The organism is Gimesia chilikensis (assembly GCF_007744075.1).
Classification (GTDB): domain Bacteria; phylum Planctomycetota; class Planctomycetia; order Planctomycetales; family Planctomycetaceae; genus Gimesia; species Gimesia chilikensis_A.
Genome location: NZ_CP036266.1, coordinates 6192347 through 6213307 on the forward strand (window position 1 = coordinate 6192347; position 20961 = coordinate 6213307).

A 20961-nucleotide genomic window follows, 5' to 3' on the forward strand; every position below is an offset into this window, starting at 1 on the left:
CTCCGACTCTCTCATCTGGAGAAAACCATGATTCCTGGATTCAAGTCACTACTTTGTCTGTGCTTAGTCAGCGTCTGCTGCGCCACCCCACTCACTGCCGGGGTTGAAGTCGAACTGATAAACGGAGAAGTACGGACCGGCAGCTGGATCCAATGGGGCCCTCATGAGACCATGCTGCTCGACTCCGGAACGGAGCACCGTTCAAAGATCGAACGCATCTCGCTGGATTCGATCAGACGACTCTCCATCGATGAAAGCGTCTACGACCAGGAAACCATCCAGCTGGCAGCAGCCCGGCGGTCCCCTGCGGAGCCGACCGAGTTCGTCAAAAAACGACGACTGATGCCTGCTCCGATCTACGTTCCCTCCCTCCCTCAGCCAGTTCTGACAGCACCGCCGGTGAGCGTCGACTGTAATCACTGCAGCCGGGGTGTGATTCTGGGAGTCCACGAAGATCCGTTGAAAGCCTACCAGCACCTGGTAGAACAATACTTCCCCAATGGCGTCCCCACTCTCGAACGGGGACACGTACTGGGGCTGATGCGGGCCGCTACCGCACAGCAGGCTCTGGGATATGCTCCCCTGCCCGCAGGACCTCCCCCGGTCCAGGGACTTCCCGCTCCTCCCCCTGCTCCCTTTCCCGGACCAGGGCCTGTGTCAGGTCAACTGACGCGGATCTCGGTGGAAGCGACGCCCGTCAATTCACGTGGTCAGGCCGACTGGAACGCTCTGGCTGTGCGTGTACAAGGCTTCGATCAGGCAGGCAGACCCGCGCCGCTGACAGGTCAGGTTCAGATTCATTTGTACGGAGAACGTCAACTGTTACTCCACGCCTGGGATCAGCAGTTCGCAGCGAAACCGATTCAAACCATCTCACTGGCCGAATGGACCCGCAACTGTTCGACTTCACCAAAGACACAAACTCCCAGTGCCGGCAATCAGTTTGGAGCCGGACTTCCTGCTGACCAGACCTGGATCGTCAGAATGCCACCCCGGATTCCCGAACATAATCCGAACGTCTATGCTCTCGGTGCCGTGCAGGCCACACTCGTTTCACCCGGGAAAGGGACTTTCACTGCTTCGCTGCCATCGGTCCCCTTAAAGCATGTCTCAACGGTCCGGGATGTTTCGCTGTCGAATACAGGCACGCGTTTCTTCCCTTCCGAGACCACGTCTGAGGGAATCTATCGCCCGACCCGCATCAATTACAATGCTCCCTCAAGGCCAAACAGTCGCACACTCTCCGTCCAGCCTTAATGTCAGACATTTGGCTGAGCCCCCCGCTTTGATGAATTCATCCAGGGGGGTGCTATGTGGTTCATAACCACGTTCCCGGAGGGTCTGCTCGAGCTGCGGGCAGCCCGTATTCAAGGCGACCGATTTTCCGATCACGACTGCGTTACAGGCGAACCGCTGCGCTTCTTCATCGACTACGGGAATCAGATGAGGAATATGCTCCTGTAAGGCCTGCTGTCCATAACTGTCGAATGCAGGCGGATAATAAATCGCCTCTGTTTCGCTCAAGGGACAGAAACAGGTATCGAGATGGTAGTAAAACTCATCGACCAGTTGCAGGGGAATCACCCGGCACTTCATCTCGGCAGCCACCCACTGCAGGGCTTTCACATCGCTGCGAATCAGGTAACCCGCAAACAGGGTATCGCCACAGAACAGTGCGTCCCCTGCTCCTTCGAAGAAAAACTCTTCAGGCATCTCGATCGTTTCAAAGCCTGCCTGCTCGAACCACTGTTGATCAACGGGAGTTTCACCCTGACGGGCCTGATGCCGAAACAGTGAGAGGAATACGCGATTGTGCCAGATCAGTCCTGCATTCGCGGTAAACACGAGATCGGGCAGCCCCTTCACGGGCGTCATTAATTCAATGCTGGCGTTCAGTTTCTGAAGCAGTGCGTACAGAGACTCCCACTGCTGGCGGGCCACTTCCAGATTGCTCTGTTGACTGCGGCTCATCCAGGGATTGATCTCGTATTCGATCCCGTAATAATCGGGGGGACACATCAGGATCGTCGGGCTGTCGTATTTCACTTGAACGTCTTTCTGGCTTCCTGTCAGTTAATCGATATGAACGACTCCTCTCTGTAATTATACCACAGAGGGAAGTCTGCTGTGGGAAGATTTCTCTCGCACCGAAGGCCAGCAAATACCGGCTGCATAATTGACGGATTTACTGTCGATCTCATACATTCAATGAATTGATAACCGACACATCCTTTATTTCGGGATTCCTCATCATGACTGATACTGCCTCCTATCCGCTGACCTGGGAACTGGACTCGCTCTACCCCAATCCTGCGCAACCCGAGTTCACCGCGATTCTGCAAGATTGCAAAAGCGCACTGGAAGCCCTGGTGGAACGTGTGGCGCAACTGGCTGATGCCGGGAATCCAGAGCAGGACGCAGCACTCTGGGCCGATTTTCTGACAGACTACCAGGCAGCGACCGCAGAACTTTCGGGACTGTTTGCGTTTCTCGAATGCTGTTGTGCCGAGGATGCTCATAACAAACAGTACCAGGTGCTGATGGGGCGGCTGGCCAGTATTCGTCCTCTGCGCGAGAATATCGAAACGCAGCTGCAACTGACACTCCGCGAACTTTCCGCGGAAACCATTCAACAGTTCTGCGAGCAGGAACCCCGTCTGCAGGAAATTCGGTTCTTCCTCGAAGAGTCTAAGCGGGGTGCGACCCTGCGACTTCCCAAGGAGCAGGAAATTCTGGCTTCCGAACTGGCCGTCGATGGTTTACACGCCTGGGGACGGCTTTACGACCGGCTCTCCGGGGATCTGAAAATTCAGCTCATGGAAAAAGGGGAACTGGTAGAACGGTCCCCGGGACAGGTGCAGTTCGATTCTCCGCAACGGTCAATCCGTGAAAATAACTTCTATGCCGCGAACAAAGCCTGGGATACGATTGCTGATTCGTGTGCCGATGCGTTGAATCATCTTTCGGGCACACGACTGACGCTCTACAAACGGCTGCCAGTCACCGACCACCTGGATGCACCGTTGATTTACAATCGCATGCAGCGGAGCACACTGGATACCATGTGGTCTGTGATCTCCGAGCGGAAACAGAAGCTGGTGCGCTTCCTGGAAAAGAAAGCGGAGCTGCTGGGACTGCCTCGACTCTGCTGGTACGACCTGAATGCACCGTTGCCCCTGGCCGGGGCGGAATCAGCCGAGCTGACTTACGACCGCGCCTGCGAATTGACGGTCAACTCGTTCGCCGAGTTCAGTTCCGATCTGCGAGACTTCGCAGAACGGTCTCTGCGCGAGCGCTGGATCGAAGCGGAGAATCGGGCCGGCAAACGTCAGGGGGGCTTCTGCACAACTCTGCCTCTGAAAAAACAATCCCGCATTTTCATGACCTTCACCAACTCAGCTGACAGCATGTCGACGCTGGCGCACGAACTGGGACACGCCTATCATTCCTACGTACTGAAAGACGCACCGTTCGTGTTAAGTGATTACCCGATGAACCTGGCCGAGACGGCGTCTACCTTCGCGGAAGCGGTTTTGGGTGAGCAACGATTGAAAGCGGCCAAAACCCGCGACGAAGAGCTGCAGATTCTGGATGGCATGCTGGGAGACTCTGTCGCCTTCATGATGAATATTCATACCCGCTTCCTGTTTGAAGACCGTTTTCATCAGGAACGTGCCTCAGGGGAACTGACTCCGGAACGCTTTTCGGAACTGATGTTCGCTGCGCAGCAGGAAGCGTACATGAATGCCCTGGACGACTCCGGCTGGAATCCCAGCTTCTGGATCTCCAAACTGCATTTTTACATCAGCGAATTACCGTTTTATAACTTCCCGTACACGTTTGGTTATCTGCTCTCACTGGGGATCTATGCCCTGGCAGATACGTTCGAGGATCAGAGCGAGTTCGCTGATAAATATCGTGAACTTCTGATTGCCACCGGCTGTCAACTGACTGAAGACGCGGTGGCCGGGACATTTGGTTACGACCTGAGTCAGGCCGAATTCTGGAACAAAAGTATCGATATTATCGATCGACGCGTGGATCGTTTTCTGGAGCTGGCCGACCAGGCTGACTGAAGATCAGATCAGTGACTCCGAGAGTGGCGCGGAAATCCAAATTTTGCGGAATCCGCGGAAAAAACAGACTTTCAGCAAAACCAGCCTTAAAATGCAGAGAGATCCACCTGTATTACTGCCGCAACGTGTCGAAATTCCACACCTGCTGCGGTATACTGGTGCACTCTGCAGAGCAAATATCAAGAAATTATAGTCGGCTTTCGCTCCTGAACGAGCAGCCGGATCTGCCTCTAAACCACGGCCGTTTCTCTGGATAAGATTCGTGCCTGGTCTTTTTGCAGGACTACTGAGAAATATCACTTTCCATGGCTACGCAACAGGAACTTTCAGAAACCCGCCAGCATTCAGGAGTCGGTCTGGTTCAGACCCGACTTGCGACCCTGTTTATGCCCCCCGACTGGCTCAAGCTGGCAGGGGGTGGCGAACTGGGTCCGATTCAGGTTGCCTATGAAACTTATGGCACCCTGAGCCCTGAAAAAGACAACGCCATTTTCATCTGTCACGCTCTCACAGGCGATGCCCATGCCGCCGGTTATTACGAAGACGATGATGAAAAAGCCAAACCGGGCTGGTGGGACGAACTCATCGGCCCCGGTCGGACCCTGGACACGGATAAGTATTTTGTGATCTGTGCCAACGTCCTGGGCGGCTGCATGGGAACCACGGGGCCCGGAAGTATCAATCCGGAAACCAACCAGCCTTATCGTCTGAACTTCCCCTTCATCACCGTGGGGGATATTGTCGAAGTCCATGCGGCTCTGACCCGCCAGCTGGGAATCGACCAGTTGCTGGCTGTGATCGGGGGCAGCCTGGGAGGCATGCAGGTACTGGAATGGGCGGCCCGCTTTCCGGATCAGCTGCGGAGTGCGATCTGCCTGGCATCCGCGGCACAGCTCTCCGCCCAGGGAATTGCGTTCAATGCCGTCGGTCGACGAGCCATCAAGACAGACCCCGAATTCAAAGATGGCGAATACGAACGGGGGGCCGGCCCGCGTTACGGTCTGGCCCTGGCCCGCATGATCGCTCATATTACCTACTTGTCGGATCAGTCGATTGAGATGAAATTCGGCAGACGTCTGCAGGACCACGATACATTCACCTACGAAATGCTGCCCGAAGTGGAATTCCAGGTGGAAAGCTACCTGCACTACCAGGGAAAACGGTTCGTCGAACGCTTCGATGCGAACAGCTATCTCTACCTCACACGGGCCATGGATTATTTTGATCTGGTCTCGCAACACGGATCGCTGACCAAAGCGCTGGGACAGACCAATGCCCGGTTCCTGATCGCCTCGTATGATTCCGACTGGCTGTTTACCACAACACAGAGCAAGGAGATTGTCAGGGCGTTAATCGAATGCGGCAAGCACGTCTCCTTTATTGAACTCAAAAGCCCCTTCGGCCATGATTCCTTTTTGATTGAAATCGAACAACTGCAGAAACTGATCACTCCCTTCCTGGCGCAAGCCTACGAATCGAGACTGGCGGAGAAGCAGAGCTGACCGCTCCCGTGAACTATCTCTGCAAGCGTAGAGATCAGAATACATAAGAGTAAAACAATACCATGTGCGCACAACATCGATACTGTATGGAGGACCCGTCGCTGGACGTGACTGATAAACTGCTGATGGAGCAGATTCAGCCGGGCAGTCGTGTACTGGACCTCGGATGTGGTGATGGGCGGTTGCTGGCTCGACTCCGCGATGAACGCGATGCTTCGGTCCTGGGTATGGAAATCGATATCACGCAACATCATGGTGCCATCGCCCGGGGTGTACCGGTAATCCAGGCTGACCTCGATGAAGGTCTGCACGACATTCCGGATCAGGCGTTTGACTACGTCGTCTTGAGTCAGACACTGCAACAGGTTCTGCACCCCAAACAGCTGCTGGAAGAAATGGTCCGCGTGGCCCACCAGGCGCTGGTCGTGGTTCCCAATTTTGGAAACTGGCGTATCCGTCTGCAGGTCTTGAAACAGGGGCGGGCTCCGGTGACGGAAGTGCTGCCTTATGAATGGTACAACACCCCCAACCTGCACCTGATGTCGATGCACGACTTTCAGGATCTGATGCGAATCCTGGGGATCGAAATCCTCAAGGAAATTCCGATCATCAAGCATCGTGCGGTGGAAAAAGCCTGGCTGGCCAACTTGCGGGCCCAGCAGATTCTGTATGTGCTCCAGCGTCAGGAACAGACCACAGAACACGCCCCGTCCAAGCCTGCGACGCCCCTGACCTTCTGAGGGCATTCCCCGGTCAGCGGATCTCCAGACGGGGAACAGACTTCCCGTTTCAGGCTCTGATTCGGGGCAGGAATTCCTGTTTCCCTGAATCCTAAAACGCGATATACTGCCCCACCTTCTGGCCTGAGCAGAGAACAGGCCACAGGGAGCCGGTATAAACCATGTCTCCCTAACGTGATAGAATATCACCACTTGAGACAAATTCAGCGACTCGTTTTTTAAAGAGAAAGAGGGAAGGGACTCCCGATGCGTATCATAGCCATCATGAATCAAAAAGGGGGCGTCGGCAAAACCACATCCAGTGTGAACATGGCTGCCGGCCTGGCAATGCAGGGAAAAAAGGTCTGCCTGGTTGACCTCGATCCGCAGGGTCACGCCTCGTTACACCTGGGTATTGAGCCATTCGGAAATGTGCCGACCGCCTATGATGTATTTTCCGGGTTCAAAACGCTGGCTGAAACACGACAGCTGGTCGCGAAAAACTTGTGGGTCGTGCCTGCGACACTCGATCTGGCCGCCACGGAGCTGGAACTGGTCGATGCCGAAGACCGGGAAATCGTCTTGCGTCGGGCCATTCAGAAAATGGCAGACACCGAACCGTTCGATTACCTCATCATGGACTGTCCGCCTTCACTGGGCGTTTTGACGATCAACGCTTTGACGGCTGCTAGTGAAGTGATCATTCCGCTGCAGCCGCACTTCTTTGCGTTGCAGGGTCTTTCCAAGCTGTTCGAAACAACAGCTTTGGTACGACGTCGCCTGAACCGGGACCTGAAGGTCTCGGGTGTGGTCCTGTGTCTGTATGAAACCGGAACCAGACTGGCGGCTGACGTGACCGACGACCTGTGTGCCTTCCTCAATGAAAGCGATCCCGAAGCCCCCTGGGCCAACGCCAAAATTTTCCAGAGCCGGATTCGCCGCAACATCAAGCTGGCCGAAGCGCCCAGTTATGGACAGTCGGTATTTGACTACTCCAGTTCCTGTCCGGGAGCCAAGGATTACGCCGGTCTGGTTGAAGAGATCATCGCCGACGAACAGGCCGAACAGGCTCCGATTCAGCAGGCCGCCTGATTACTCTTCAGCGGCTTTCTGCTTCGCTTCCAGTTTCGCTTTGGCTTCTTTCCAGAGCGGATCGTAAACCTCTTTGTCGAACGGAGGACATCCTGTGGGATACTGTCCCAGTGGATGATCCTTCGTACGCATGAGGTTGGTGCAATAAGAGAAGGTCCGGCAGACGGTTTTGCGTTTGAGCCTGCCTTCTTCCTGCAACAGCTTCGCAAACTCCGGTTGTGACAGTGTGGCTCGTCCCATGCCGACAATCGAAATCTTGCCCTGCTCCACATTCGCCGCAGCAGCATGCATGGCGAAGTCCTGCAACCAGCTGTAACCACTGCCCACCACCGGAATATCGGGAACGGCTGCCTGAATCTGTGAGGCAATCCGGAAATGCCGGGCCACACCGATCAGGGGATGTTCGGGAGCGTGATAGCCATCGGTTGGAGGAAATTCCGCGGGCCGCACAATATGTGGATTGGCGTAGGGATTCCCGTTGGAAATATTGATCATGCTGATGCCCCACTCTTTGAGCAGGCGAGCCACTTCGAGCGGTTCGGTCAGATCTTCCTGAAGGTGATCGTCGGGATTGGTGCCGAAAGCGGTCTGCAGCGGCAGTTCGTGCGGGCAGGGTTCACCGATGAAGTCGTCTCCCGCGCCCTGATAGGGAATGCCGTCGTAGCCGTTCATGCGGGTGGCGATTACGAGCCCGGGACATTCTTCGCGAATCCGTTGTATGACGTTACGAACCAGGCGGGTCCGGTTTTCGAGCGATCCCCCGTACTCGCCGGGACGGTTCTTCGCAGCCAGCAGTTCTGAGAGCAGGTAGCGATGGCACTGTTTGATATCGACGAAATCGACGCCGATGGATTGTGCCAGCTTCGCGGCGGTCACGTACTGGTCTTCGATGCGTTTCAGATCGTCGTCCGACAACAGCGGGTAACTGTCGTCTACGATCTTACCGGTCCCTTTATCGACGGTGCGTGGATCCAGCACCTGATCGTGGGTGGCGAGCAGAGGTTTTTCGAAGCTGAAACGACCGGAGTGTGTCAGCTGCAGACCGATGACCTGGCCTGCATCCGAGCCAAAGACTTCTGCATGTGCTTCACGACATCCGGCCAGCATTTTCTCCAGGGCGGGCGCGGTCTGATCGTTGATCATCAACTGACGGGGATTCATGCGGGCTTCCGGACCGATGGCGGTCGCTTCACCCCAGATGAGCGATGCCCCGCCGGCACCGAAGCGTTGATAACGACGGTAAGTCAGTTCATCGGGAAAGCCATCGGTGGTGCCGTCACAGCCTTCCATCGGTTGAATTCCAAGCCGGCTTTTCGCCTGCAGATGGCCGATCGGAATCGGTTCATAGAGAACCTTAAAATTGTCTGAGACTTCGATCGGGCAGCCCAGGCGTTCCGAATCGGCAACAACATCTTCCGGTGTCTTATATTTAAAATATTTGGCCATAGCAGGTGACTTGGTACGTATCAGGAGGGTGATCAACGGCTGTTCAAAATAGACGCTCCCCGAGTGTACTCAAAGCGAGTGCGAATTACCATTCAGCCGGGTTTCTGCAGACAGTAGTTAAACGGGTACCGTCAGCGATTGTCCATTATCGCGGGCTGAGAGCCCCAGCAGATAGGGAACGGCCACTTCCGCCCATTCTTCCGCGGTGGGATAATGGTCGGCATGCGAGCCGAAACAGCTTTGCAGCAGACGCGTGTTGATGATTCCCGGATTCAGCGGGACGGCAGCCATCCCCGGCGGCAGTTCCTGAGCCAGCGACTGGGTCAATCCCTCCACAGCCCACTTAGTGGCACAGTAAGAGGCCACTTCACCGGAAGCCGAACGTCCCCAGCCCGAACTGAAATTCACGATCACACCGGATTCTGACTGCAGCATCGCGGGGACAAAGTGACGAATGGTATTAATGGTCCCTTTGATGTTCACATCGATGATGCTGTCGATGTCGGCCGCGGGGATCTCCCACAGCGCTGCATTCTCATTAATGACCGCCGCGTTATTGAGCAGCAGATCGGGTGGCCCCAGTTCCGCGATAACCGAATCGGCCCAGGCCTGCACGGCCTGATCGTCGGCGATATCCAGCGCGGTAAAATGATGGGGCTTGCCGAACTGATCAGACAACTCGGCGAGTGGTTCCGGGGAGCGGCCACAGCCGGCCACTGTGTGACCAGCTGCGATGAACTCCGACACCATTGCCCGTCCCAGTCCCTGGGTGACGCCGGTGATGACGATTACTTTTGACATGACGGTTTCCTGTCCCTGGCCGATGGCACTTATTTCTTTTCAGCAGCCTTCACAGCGGCAGCGGCTTTGGCATCTTCCTGTTTTGACAGCTCCGGATTGACGGGAACCGCAGCCGGTGCATCGCCGCGAATCCATTTAATCGCGCCGATGACGGAATCCAGAAACGCGGGGTTGGTCCAGGTCGAGGGGTTGTGCCCCATGTTGTTGACAAAGACTTTGCCCTGCCCCCAGTCTTTGGCCCAAGCAACCGGGACCTGGTAGGGACGCTTGGGGTTACACTTCTCCATATTCAGGCTCATCAGCACATGCACTTTTTCCGGCTGCCAGTTTTTATACTGATAGATTTCATCTTTGACCTGGAATTCTTTTCCGAAGGGCTTCATGGCCGGGAAATCGGTGTTGTGCACGGTGATCGTCACTGTATTTCCGGCGGTCCAGGGATGGCCGTTAAAAGAACCGCCGATCATATCCCAATAAGGTTCGTAGGACTTATAGGTATCGGTGGCTGAGTGAAAGCCGATAAATCCGTGGCCTTTCTGCTTCAGCCAGTCATTCAGAAAATACTGCAGATCTGCTTCTTTGATGGGCAGCATGCCCGTAGTGTAGAACATGACGATGTCGTAGTTCTGCAGATTTTCTTTTGTAAAGTCGGCTGCGGCATCCTGGGTACAATCGACGGTGAACAGGCCCGACTGCTTCCCGAGTTGAATCATCGCGATTTCAGAAGGAGACAGCTGTTCTTTCTCCCGTTTGACGGAGCCGTGGGTATAACCTTTGCTCTGGGTGAGCATCAGGATACGGGTCTTGGCGTCGGCTGCATCGGCAACATCAGTCACGGTCAGCAGGGGGAATATCAGCAGACAGCAGACTGTCAGAAATCGAAAACTCATGGTGGTCGCTCCCAGTTGAGAATGAAGGATACGCGGAAGTCAGATCTCACTATTTTAAAAGAGATCAATTCCCGATTGCAAAGCAGTGAGACTAATCGGTCAGTTCCTGAATCCGGATATTGCGGAACTCAACCGGGTTCCCCTCGGACTGCAGCCCGAAAAATCCGTCTTTCAGCTCACTTGGTTTGGAAGTGGCGATCTCCGTTCCGTTCAGAACCGAGGTTAACGCACCGTCTTTACAGACGACTTCGATTGCATTCCACTCGCCTATCGGCCGGCGTACTTTTTCCCGGGCTTCCGGATTATCGGTAACTTCCAGGGTAATGTCTTTGCTGTTGGATTTGATGTGTGCCATCTCAGAATACTTACCCTGTACTTCGAGGCACTTGGGCCAGACACGATTTTCGCCTGTGATGTAGAACAGGAATCCCGTGTTCGGATCGGCATTTTTTTCAGCTGATTCGGGGAAGCGATATTCCAGGCGAACGGTGCAGTTTCCGAGTGCAACGCGTGTATAGATATAACCGCGTGGCTGTCCCTGGCAGGAAATGATTCCGTCCTTCTCAGTCCAGTTTTTACCGGAGACCGGTTCTTTCGATTTACCGGCGAACTCTTCAAAGTCCTTCAGATGCAGCAAGGTAAATCCGTCTTCGACTTCGAATAACGATTCGATAGTTTTTTCAGGTTCATCGATGGCGGGTACTTCATTCAGCGCTTCTTTTTTCTGTTCTTCCGTGGGTTTTCCACAGGCAGACAGCAGACAGGTCAACAACATCAATAGAACAAAGGAAAGCTGAGTTTTCATAGATCAGATTCTTTCATGAAGGTCAGACATACTTTCTCTGCTCCCGGCCCAGAGCGTAACACTGTGAAGATTTATCGTACCCAATCTGCTTAATGCACTGAAGTCTGGCGTCCCCTGTTCCAGTCAGGATAGATATAATCGATACATTTTTCTCGGGCCTGGCAGATTTACTGAATTCGGTAATCAAGAGATGCGGGAGATCCCGCAGATTTTGCCGATAGAGATTATGTACTCTCCCTTAACTGATTCGCCTCACAGGATGACTTAGGCACCATTGGCTGAAGTTGGAACGCTGTGCAGGATCAGGCAGCATTAATTTCAGTATCCTACTGAGATAGAAATGGGCTATCATGCAACAAGTAATGATCTCTCCCCCCGAGGATCGAGCGAGGACGACCAGTCACACCTGTGCCTCGCTGATCAAATCGCAACCGGCCGGCCAGGCTGATAAACAACAGGACCTGAGTATTTCAGTACTGGAATGGCTTAACGCAGAGTTGAGAAAAGAGGTAGAAAAGCAGGAAATCGTATCGTTTCAGCCAAACGAGAAGATGATCGATCGTTTGCAGAACATGCTGACTTCCAAAGCGACCGGTATCACCATTATGGTGGTCGGTTTATTCATCATGTAAGACGCAGCAATCTGAAGGGTAATCCGGATTCGTGTAACAGCTACTGATTCTGCTATGTATGCAGCGCTCAGCCGCATAGCAGGACCAGCAACAGGTGGAATCAGACGATTCCTGAACCGAAAGAGTCACCCTGGGCACCCGGTTCACGATTCTGCGAAGTAACCCTGTCGGCGGCTGGCTGATCGGCCGGATTATGATGGGGTGGTTTCCCATCCGAGCGGTCCTCAGCAGCATCAATTCGAAATACCTGACCGTTCTTGCGGTGAACGGTCGATTCCGTGCGGGAGGACTGGACCAGAGGTGTCTCGTCGTAGTCCTCTTCGTAGGGTCCGAGCCGCGCGTAATCTTCTTCGCCGAAATCATCATAGCGGCAGATGTAACCTTCCTGCTGCGCGGAGACGCGCTCTTCCTCATACGCCTTGAGGACCTCTTCCTGGATCAATTCCCGGCATTCGGAATTGATGGGATGCGCGATGTCGGCATAGAGACGGGCGCGACCGGCGTCATCTTTGTCCGCCCGGTTTTCATCCAGACGCACGCCACACTGGTTACAGAACGAGGCGCGCAGATGGTTCTTGGTATGACACTTGGGACAACGATCCATCAGCTTGCGGCTGGGCATCGCCACGAAGGCACCTTTGGCCCCCTGAATGATTTTCAGATCCCGGATGACGAATGAGACGTCGAAAGTAATTGAGCAGAATGCCAGCAATCTTTCGTGTGGGTCATTCATCAATTTGATGCGTACTTCACTGATCTCCATGGCCTCACTCCATTTGTGCCAAATTTTAAATTGCTCATCTATAGTCGGTTCTGGACAACAAATACATGCCCTTTCACTGTGGATCGTAATCGCGCAGCGACCTGGGAAGCCTGTGCCCGATTCTGGCAGACACCAAAATAGGCCGTTCCGCTTCCACTCATCATATGCCCCAAAACAGATTGTTTTGAGAAGTAATCTTTTAAAATTAATATATCCGAATTCAGCTGTTCCGCAGGCGCCTGCAGATCATTCAACATGAGGTGGGAAATTGAATGAAACTGCCCAGAAGCCAGATCACGCGTCAGACGCTCAACCTGATTATTTGAGTGCGTTCCTACTCGACACTGCCGATAAACGTCCGCCGTGGATAAACCCGACTGGGGTCGAGCAATCACAAAGTGGAGACATTGGGGAATGGAAACGGGTTCGATCAGTTCACCTCTTCCCCGACAGATGGCTGCATTGCTCTCTGTGAGAAAGAACGGAATGTCACTCCCCAGCTCGGCCGCCAGACCTCGTAATTCTTCAGGCGACAACCCCAAATGCCATAGTTGATTGGCAGCGAATAAGGCTGCCGCTGCATCGCTTGATCCCCCTCCGAGTCCAGCCTCTGCAGGAATGCGTTTGATCAACTGGATCCGCAATCCCCGCTGTGTTCCCGTTTTTGCCTGAAGTAACCGGACAGCACGCACTACCAGGTTATCTTCACCAGTCGGGATCTGCTGGTCTGTGTCTCGTTGGGGCTGAAGTGAATTTGCTTCGGCAACACTCAACGCAACTTCTGTTGAAGGATCCTCCGTGAAAACTAAAGTGTCGTATATTCCCACCGACAGCATCAACGAAGTAATGTCGTGAAAACCGTCGGGGCGCTTTTTATCGATGCTTAAGAACAAATTTAATTTGGCAGGAGCATGAACTGTAACGGAACGTGAATGGGGATAAGAAAAGAGCATCCGTCACATTTCCAAAATTCCTGCGGAACGAATTTCTCGTATATTAAACAGGTCCTCACATAATGAATCGTGAGAGATAAGAGCAGCTTGACCTGATTTTATTTCGATTGCGATACGACGTTATAGTTTAAAGATGACTACAACGCAGATTATCGTATCTGTTTATTGAAAATTCGTCAACATCTTTTCCCGGGCGAGGGGATTTACTGCTGGTATAACAGGGTCCGTTGATGGTTTCTTTCAGCCGCTGACTGACTTCAACAGTTGCTGAAATGCCTTCGATTCGACCTGCGCTGACTTCGTAAAGCGAATGCGGGCCTGCTCGTTACCGCGAGAATCGGTTTTGATTTCGCGTTCACTTCCCAGATCAGCAATTTTACCCAGAGTAATTTTTCCATCGGCGGCCCGAAAAGTGACATCCACCCCTTCCCGCCGCTTGGTATGGATTGTCAGAAACGGTTTGCGTTTGCCAGCCTGAACAAAATTGACCAGTGATTTGCTGTCCCATTGAATCGACGAATCAGCATACGTCTTTTCCAGCACCTCGAAGAGGCTTTCCAGCAGTTCCGGATCCCAGGCAACCCGCTTGTTATTGGGGAAGCCTTTACGGGAGAGATGCCATTTCTTTTTGAGCACCTTCCAAGGCATAATTTCGTCTGGCTTGATCTCCTCGCGATGAATCAGCCCCAGGAAGGATTCTGCTGCCGTTTCCAGGAATTCCTGGAAGGCCGGAGTTTCGATTTCTTCCAGCCAGTGGATGGTGAGTGTGACTTCCTGCCAGGGTCCCTTGAGATTTTTGACCCGCACCCGATTAGACCGCCCGTAAATGGGAAGTTCATCCAGATCGTCGAGTGACTTCAACGCGAGTTGCTCCCGCAGCGGTTCCTGCTGGAACGTATTGCGTTTGACGCGGAAGCTGAGCCTTAACAGCCATTCATCGCCGGTGTTCGCGTGCAGGAACCAGCCCTGCTTTTTCACCGGGCCGTTGACTTCGACAATACTGCGATGGTTCCAGTTGATCTCGCCGAAGCCGTCCTTGTTCTCGATAAAATCAATGATTGATTCGAGTGCAGCGCCTTCCCACTGACAGGCGGCTCCGGAAAGCGAAACATGATCCTGGGTATGCCAGCGACGACCATCCTGCTGCCAGGGCATCTGGGCGTCGCGCCCGATCTGTTTGAGATCGAGGTCCCCTTCCTGTTTTTCGCCGAGGCTCTGTGCATCGAAGACTTCGCGCTCTGTTCGTTGACCGGAAGCAAGAATCGGCTGCAGAATCTCGCCGGTATACGATCGGAGCAGGACCGGTAGTTTTGATTTGCGGGTGCTTCGGGACTTCGTCTGCTTCTGATAAGCCTTCGCATGTTCGACCAGCTTTTCGGGTGTGCCGGCGGCGATGATCTGACCACCGCCGCTGCCGGCTTCCGGACCGACGTCTACCAGCCAGTCTGCGGTCTTAATCACATCGAGATTGTGTTCGATGACAATCACCGTGTTGCCGAGTTCCACCAGGCTGTTTAAGACTTTGAGCAGTTTGGCGATATCGTCAAAGTGGAGACCGGTCGTTGGTTCATCCAGCAGGTAGAGTGTCTTACCCGTATTGGGACGTGCGAGTTCTGCTGCCAGCTTCACCCGCTGCGATTCACCGCCGGAAAGAGTGGGCGCCGATTGTCCAAGGGTGAGGTAATCCAGACCGATGGCGCACAGGGTTTCCATCGTGCGACGGATGGCGGGAATGTTGCTGAACAGTTCCGCGACTTCGCCGATCGACATCTCCAGCACATCCGCGATGGACTTGCCTTTGTATTTGACCGAGAGCGTTTCCTGGTTGTAACGTTTGCCGTTACAGGTTTCACAGGTCACCCAGACATCGGGCAGGAAGTGCATCTCAATACACCGCTGACCGTTGCCCTCACAGTCTTCACAACGGCCCCCGGATCGGTTAAAGCTGAAGCGGCCGGGTTGATAGCCGCGCACCTTCGCTTCCGGCAGTCGCGAGAAGAGTTCGCGAATCTGATCGAACACACCGGTATAAGTCGCGGGGTTTGATGCGGGTGTGTTCCCCAGGGGACGCTGATCGACGATGATCGCTTTATTGATCTGATCCAGTCCCAGCAGATCCTGGTAGGGACCGGGGGCTTCCTTGGCGCGATGCAGTTTTTTCGTCACCGCCCGGGCCAGTGTTTCTTCGATGAGTGAACTCTTACCCGATCCGGAAACGCCTGTAATACAGGTGAATGAGCCGAGCGGAATCTGAAGATCGACGGACTGCAGATTGTGGTGGCGGGCGCCGGTCAGTTCCAGCCAGTGTCCGGTGGGCGAAAGCGGAACGTCTGCTTTCCCCTGTTTTTCATAGATCACACGCCGCTCACTGGGGATGGCAATCGTCCTCTGATCGGCCAGATACTGACCGGTCATCGACTTTTTGCTACGCTTCAACTGCTTTGGGGAACCTTTTCCGACAATCGTCCCGCCAAAGCGGCCGGCACCGGGCCCGAAATCATAGAGACAGTCAGACGCTTCAAGCACTTCGCGGTCATGCTCGACCATCACAATTGTATTGCCGATGTCCCGCAGTTTTTTCAGCGTGTTAATCAGGCGCGTGTTATCGCGCGGATGCAGACCGATGGTCGGTTCGTCCAGCACATACAGGACCCCGGTCAGTGAACGTCCCACCTGCCCGGCCAGGCGAATGCGCTGACTCTCTCCGCCGGAGAGGGTCGGCAGCGGACGGCTCAAGGTGAGGTAATCGAGCCCCACATCGACAAGGAACTGCAGACGACTGGTGGCTTCCTTGATCAGGTCACCGGCGATCTGTTTTTCACGCTTGTTGAGTTTCGCCTGTTTGATAAAGTCCAGAGCGGCCTGCAGCGGTAGATCACAAAACTGGCCGATCGTCTTACCCTGGAAGCGGACGGCGGCAGCATCCGTGCGGAGGCGGCTGCCATTACAGACCGAACAGGGAACTTCGCCAGTCATCTCATGCAGACGACTGCGGAACGCGAATGATAATCGCGACGCTTCCTCAATCGCCGGGTAGAGCCCCTTAAACTGGAACTGAATTTTGCCACTTTCATCCAGGGGGATCCAGCGTTCTTCGTCGCCGTAGAGAATCACGCGTTGCTGTTTGACCGTCAATTGATTGAAGGGGACGTCCAGGGGAATCCGGAACTGCCGTGCGATGGCTTCCAGAGTCTGCGCGAACGCAGCGTTGGTACGCGGATCGGGCCAGGCGGCGACCGCGGCTTCGCCCAGGCTCCGGTTCGGATCGGGAATCAGTTCCGAGAGGTTCGTACCCAGTTCGGTTCCGAGGCCTTCGCAGTATTCACACCAGCCGAGTGGACTGTTGAACGAGTAATTGTGGGGCGTCAGCTCTTCGAAGCTCTGGCCACACTGTTCGCAGAAGTAATACAGGCTGAACGTTTCGAAATCCCATTCCGGTTCCGGCACATCGTCTTCACAGTAGCAGGCATACATCAGCCCTTCCCCAAGAGCCAGCGCCGATTCGACAGAGTCTGCTATGCGGGAGCGGTTTTTCGCAGCCACGGTGATGCGGTCGATCACAACTTCGACTTCATGACGACGGCGACGGTCGATATCCGGAACGTCTTCCAGGCGATACGTGGTGCCGTCAATGCGAACGCGACGGAAGCCCTGCGTGTTGAGTTTCTCCCAGAGCGTGTCGTATGCCTGCCCGACATTGATATCGACGGGAGCGAGAATCAGCAGCTTCGTCCCCTCTTCCATATCCAGAATTCGCTGGATGACTTCGTCGGTGGTTTGTGTTTCGACGGGAACGTCACAATCGGGACAGTACATCTTCCCGAGTCGGGCGTAGAGTACGCGGAGATAATCATAGATCTCAGTGACCGTGCCGACCGTGGAGCGGGGAGAATGGCCGGTGGTTTTCTGCTCGATGGCGATTGCCGGAGAGAGGCCGTGAATGTGTTCGAATTTGGGCTTGGGCATCTGTCCCAGGAACTGCCGGGCATAGGCTGACAGCGATTCGACATACCGCCGCTGGCCTTCTGCGTAGAGCGTATCCATCGCCAGTGAACTTTTACCACTTCCGCTGGGACCACAGAAGACGTTCATCTGGTCGCGGGTGATCTGCACATCCAGATTCTGCAGGTTGTGCTGGCCGGCACCGCGGATCGTGATCTCCCGGCTGTCTTTGGGAGAGGCGCCGTTGGATTTCGGGACGGCGGACTGCCAGCGATGGTGCGGATTATTGAGCGTAAGGGTCTGTCTGCCTTTGGCTTTCGCAGGTAACTTCGCGGGAACCAGGTCGGTCTGTTCTTTCAGCGCGAGCCCCGTATAAGACCAGGGACAGGCGGCGACTTCTTCTGGTGTGCCCTCGATCAGAATCCGGCCTCCCCCTTCGCCCCCCTCGGGTCCCAGGTCGATGACCCAGTCTGCGGTTTTAATCACGTCCAGGTGATGTTCGACGACGAGCACCGTATTCCCGGCATCGGCCAGGTGGTGCAGGACCTTGAGCAACAGTTTGACGTCGGCAAAATGCAGACCGGTGGTCGGTTCGTCCAGCAGATAAAAGGTATTTCCTGTAGAACGTTTCCCCAGTTCGCGGGCCAGCTTGACCCGTTGGGCTTCACCGCCGGAGAGTGTAGGCGAGGGTTGTCCGAGCTTCAGATAATCCAGTCCGACATCGTGCAGCGATTCCAGCAGCTTCAGAATCTTGGGCACGTTCTGGAAATGTTCGATTGCCTGCTGGATGTCCATGTCGAGAACTTCCGCGATGCTCGCACCTTTATAACGAATCTCCAGGGTTTCGTGATGGAAACGACGGCCTTCACAGACCGGACAGGGGACCCAGACATCCGCCAGGAAGTCCATCTCCAGCTTGTTAGCACCGTGGCCTTCGCAGGCTTCACAACGTCCGCCGGGCACGTTGAAACTGAAGCGTCCCGCTTTGTACCCCCGCATGCGGGAATCGGGCAGTTTGGCATACAGGTCACGAATCAGGTCGAAGACTTTGACATAAGTCGCGGGATTCGAACGCGGGGTTCGACCGATGGGAGACTGATCGATGTCGATGGCTTTGTCGATCAGTTCCAGACCGGTGACTTTCTGATGTTCGCCGGGGTTCCCCTTCCCTTTATTGACCTTCTTATTTAGTACAGGCCAGAGAATATCGTTGATCAGAGAGCTCTTACCCGAACCACTGACGCCGGTCACGCAGATCACCCCTTTCGTGGGAATCCGCACATCGATGTCTTTCAGGTTATGATGTTTGGCGCCCTTGATGTGGAGCGATTCTTTTTTGACCAGCTTGCGACGGGTTTCCGGGATTTCGATTTTCTCTTTGCCCGACAGGAAGGCGGCCGTCACACTCTCTTTGGCTTTGAGGACATTCTGATACGTGCCTTCCGCGACGATGTAGCCTCCCCGCACACCGGGGCCGGGACCGAAGTCCACAATATGGTCTGCAGCCCGCATCGTCTCTTCATCATGCTCGACCACGATGACGGTATTGCCCTGATCGCGAAGATCACAGAGACTTTCCAGCAGCATGGTGTTGTCGCGGGGATGCAGGCCGATGGAAGGTTCATCGAGAATGTAGACCACGCCGACCAGTCCACAGCCGATCTGACCGGCGAGCCGGATCCGCTGGCTTTCTCCCCCGGAAAGAGTCGGCGCTGTGCGATCGAGGGTCAGGTAATTCAGTCCGCAGCGTAATAGAAAGCCGAGTCGTCCGCGGATTTCTTTGAGAACTTCTTCTGCGATCAGCAGGCCGGTCTGATCGAGGTCCAGCGTTTCGAAGAAATGGGCAGCTTCCTCGATGCTGAAAGCACAGACTTCCGGCAGCGTTCTGGTGACCGGGTCCTTATCTTCCTTTTCGGCATAACTGAGCGAGGCAATCCGGACTTGTCGTGCCTGCGAGTTGAGCCGGGTTCCCTGACAACTGGAGCACTGCACGAAATCCATGTATTTTTCGAGCTGTTTCCGTCGCATCGGGTTACTGGTTTTGCGATAGCTTTCCAGGAGCTCTTCGACATAACCGTCCCAGGTGCCGCCGTGCTTCCAGACCCCGCCGGAATGACGCCAGCTGAATGTGATGTTCCGCTCCCCCGTTCCAAACAGGAACTGCTGCTGAGCCGCCTCGGGAAGTTCATTCCAGGGGGTTTTGAGGAAGCTGTCTTCCTCCATTTTCAGGTCGCGTTCGATGGAGCGAGCGACGCCCTGATAGATATGCCGTCTCCACTTACCGACTTTGCTCAAGGGCCCCAGCAGTTCGAAGGCGCCCTTTTGAATCGACTTTGTCTCGCTGGAAAGAATCGCGTCCAGCGGAAAGTCGTACCGCATTCCGAGCCCGTTACATTCGCCACACATCCCGAGCGGACTGTTGAAACTGAACAGCTGCGGTGTGGGTGGTTCGTAACTGATGCCACAATCGGCACAAGCGTAGCGCGAGCTATAGAGTTTTTCGGGTGCGGGCTGGTCTGTCTCCTGCTGTCCCGGCTGCGATTTTGACGAGACTTCCTCAACGACGATCAATGTACCGTTCGACATTTTGAGTGCCAGCTCGACTGATTCGGCCAGTCGGGAACGACTGACTTTGCCGGCGACCAGGCGATCGATGACCACTTCGATGGTGTGCCGCATCTGGCGATCGAGTTGCAGCTGATCGGAGAGCTGGACCATGCGTCCGTCAACGCGGGCCCTTAGAAAACCCTGCTTGAGCAGATCTTCGAAGAGGTCTTTGTATTCCCCTTTCTGCTGCTGGATGAGTGGCGCCAGAATCGAATAGCGGGTCTTATCCGGCATCAGCCCGATGGAATCGATAATCCGCTCGCTGCTCTGCGATGTGATCGGCTTACCGCACTTTTCACAGTAACCCTGACCGACCCGGGCGAAGAGCACGCGGAGATAGTCATAGATCTCAGTGATGGTACCGACGGTACTGCGCGGGTTACGACCGCTCATCTTCTGTTGAATCGAGATGGAGGGTGCCAGTCCCGAAATGGAGTCGACCTCGGGCTTAGGCATCTGTCCGAGGAACTGCCGGGCATAGCTGGAGAGCGATTCGACGTACCGCCGCTGCCCTTCCGCGTAGAGGGTATCGAAGGCGAGTGAGCTTTTACCCGAACCACTGACGCCCGTCATGACGATCAGGCGATTGCGGGGCAGCTGCACACTGACATTCCGCAGGTTGTGTTCACGGGCACCGGTAATGATGATATCTTTTTGTGACATGGACCGCGTTATACCAAACGGCTGACGCCGGGTTTGAAAACAGCTGACAATGAGGGGATCAAATCGAGCA

At 54.7% G+C, this 20961-nt stretch carries 14 protein-coding genes; 6 read left to right on the forward strand and 8 right to left on the reverse strand.

Annotation, left to right across the window (positions count from 1 at the left end; translation table 11 throughout):
- Nucleotides 1–27 precede the first annotated feature (27 nt).
- On the forward strand, nucleotides 28–1257 hold the full coding sequence (locus HG66A1_RS23275; RefSeq protein WP_145189741.1) for a hypothetical protein: 1230 nt from the start codon (nucleotides 28–30) through the stop codon (nucleotides 1255–1257).
- On the opposite strand, the gene HG66A1_RS23280 is transcribed toward HG66A1_RS23275, so the two are convergent.
- Nucleotides 1219–2046, reverse strand: a complete 828-nt coding sequence (locus HG66A1_RS23280; protein WP_145189744.1) for a dimethylarginine dimethylaminohydrolase family protein — start codon at nucleotides 2044–2046, stop codon at nucleotides 1219–1221. The genes HG66A1_RS23275 and HG66A1_RS23280 overlap by 39 nt on opposite strands.
- Before the next feature lie 206 nt (nucleotides 2047–2252).
- Here HG66A1_RS23280 and HG66A1_RS23285 point away from each other — a divergent pair, with 206 nt between their 5' ends.
- From HG66A1_RS23285 to HG66A1_RS23300, 4 genes are all read left to right on the forward strand, one after another.
- The gene (locus HG66A1_RS23285; protein ID WP_145189747.1) at nucleotides 2253–4076 is read left to right on the forward strand and encodes a M3 family oligoendopeptidase; all 1824 of its coding nucleotides are present in this window, start codon (nucleotides 2253–2255) and stop codon (nucleotides 4074–4076) included.
- Between the two features lie 305 nt (nucleotides 4077–4381).
- Nucleotides 4382–5578: a homoserine O-acetyltransferase gene (locus tag HG66A1_RS23290; protein WP_145189750.1), complete on the forward strand. Its 1197-nt coding sequence runs from the start codon at nucleotides 4382–4384 to the stop codon at nucleotides 5576–5578.
- A 107-nt stretch (nucleotides 5579–5685) separates the two neighbouring features.
- A complete protein-coding gene (gene metW / locus HG66A1_RS23295; RefSeq protein ID WP_232106654.1) occupies nucleotides 5686–6318 on the forward strand; it encodes a methionine biosynthesis protein MetW in 633 nt (210 codons plus the stop codon).
- Nucleotides 6319–6564: 246 nt separating this feature from the next.
- Entirely contained in the window at nucleotides 6565–7389 is an 825-nt protein-coding gene (locus HG66A1_RS23300; RefSeq protein WP_145189755.1) for a ParA family protein, read from the forward strand.
- Here the strand turns inward: HG66A1_RS23300 and HG66A1_RS23305 are convergent, their stop codons facing one another.
- The 4 genes from HG66A1_RS23305 to HG66A1_RS23320 form a co-directional block, all read right to left on the reverse strand.
- Nucleotides 7390–8835 carry an NADH:flavin oxidoreductase gene (locus HG66A1_RS23305; protein WP_145189758.1) on the reverse strand — a complete coding sequence of 482 codons (1446 nt, stop codon included), beginning with the start codon at nucleotides 8833–8835 and terminating at the stop codon, nucleotides 7390–7392. It lies immediately after the preceding gene.
- A gap of 117 nt (nucleotides 8836–8952) precedes the next feature.
- Nucleotides 8953–9636 (reverse strand): SDR family oxidoreductase, encoded by a 684-nt coding sequence (locus tag HG66A1_RS23310; RefSeq protein WP_145042881.1) that lies wholly within the window; start codon nucleotides 9634–9636, stop codon nucleotides 8953–8955.
- A gap of 29 nt (nucleotides 9637–9665) precedes the next feature.
- The gene (locus HG66A1_RS23315; RefSeq protein ID WP_145189761.1) at nucleotides 9666–10526 is read right to left on the reverse strand and encodes a ThuA domain-containing protein; all 861 of its coding nucleotides are present in this window, start codon (nucleotides 10524–10526) and stop codon (nucleotides 9666–9668) included.
- Between the two features lie 91 nt (nucleotides 10527–10617).
- The gene (locus HG66A1_RS23320) at nucleotides 10618–11331 is read right to left on the reverse strand and encodes a DUF1080 domain-containing protein (protein ID WP_145189764.1); all 714 of its coding nucleotides are present in this window, start codon (nucleotides 11329–11331) and stop codon (nucleotides 10618–10620) included.
- A 350-nt stretch (nucleotides 11332–11681) separates the two neighbouring features.
- Between HG66A1_RS23320 and HG66A1_RS23325 the strand changes: the two genes are divergently transcribed.
- Nucleotides 11682–11963 carry a hypothetical protein gene (locus tag HG66A1_RS23325; RefSeq protein WP_145189767.1) on the forward strand — a complete coding sequence of 94 codons (282 nt, stop codon included), beginning with the start codon at nucleotides 11682–11684 and terminating at the stop codon, nucleotides 11961–11963.
- 100 nt (nucleotides 11964–12063) lie between these two features.
- Here the strand turns inward: HG66A1_RS23325 and HG66A1_RS23330 are convergent, their stop codons facing one another.
- The 3 genes from HG66A1_RS23330 to uvrA all read right to left on the reverse strand — a co-directional run bounded on the left by HG66A1_RS23330 (nucleotide 12064) and on the right by uvrA (nucleotide 20891).
- Complete coding sequence (locus tag HG66A1_RS23330) at nucleotides 12064–12726, reverse strand: SpoVG family protein (RefSeq protein ID WP_145189770.1); 663 nt, start codon at nucleotides 12724–12726, stop codon at nucleotides 12064–12066.
- Between the two features lie 38 nt (nucleotides 12727–12764).
- A complete protein-coding gene (ispE, locus tag HG66A1_RS23335) occupies nucleotides 12765–13679 on the reverse strand; it encodes a 4-(cytidine 5'-diphospho)-2-C-methyl-D-erythritol kinase (RefSeq protein WP_145189773.1) in 915 nt (304 codons plus the stop codon).
- A 240-nt stretch (nucleotides 13680–13919) separates the two neighbouring features.
- A complete protein-coding gene (gene uvrA, locus HG66A1_RS23340) occupies nucleotides 13920–20891 on the reverse strand; it encodes an excinuclease ABC subunit UvrA (RefSeq protein WP_145189776.1) in 6972 nt (2323 codons plus the stop codon).
- Nucleotides 20892–20961: the final 70 nt, after the last annotated feature.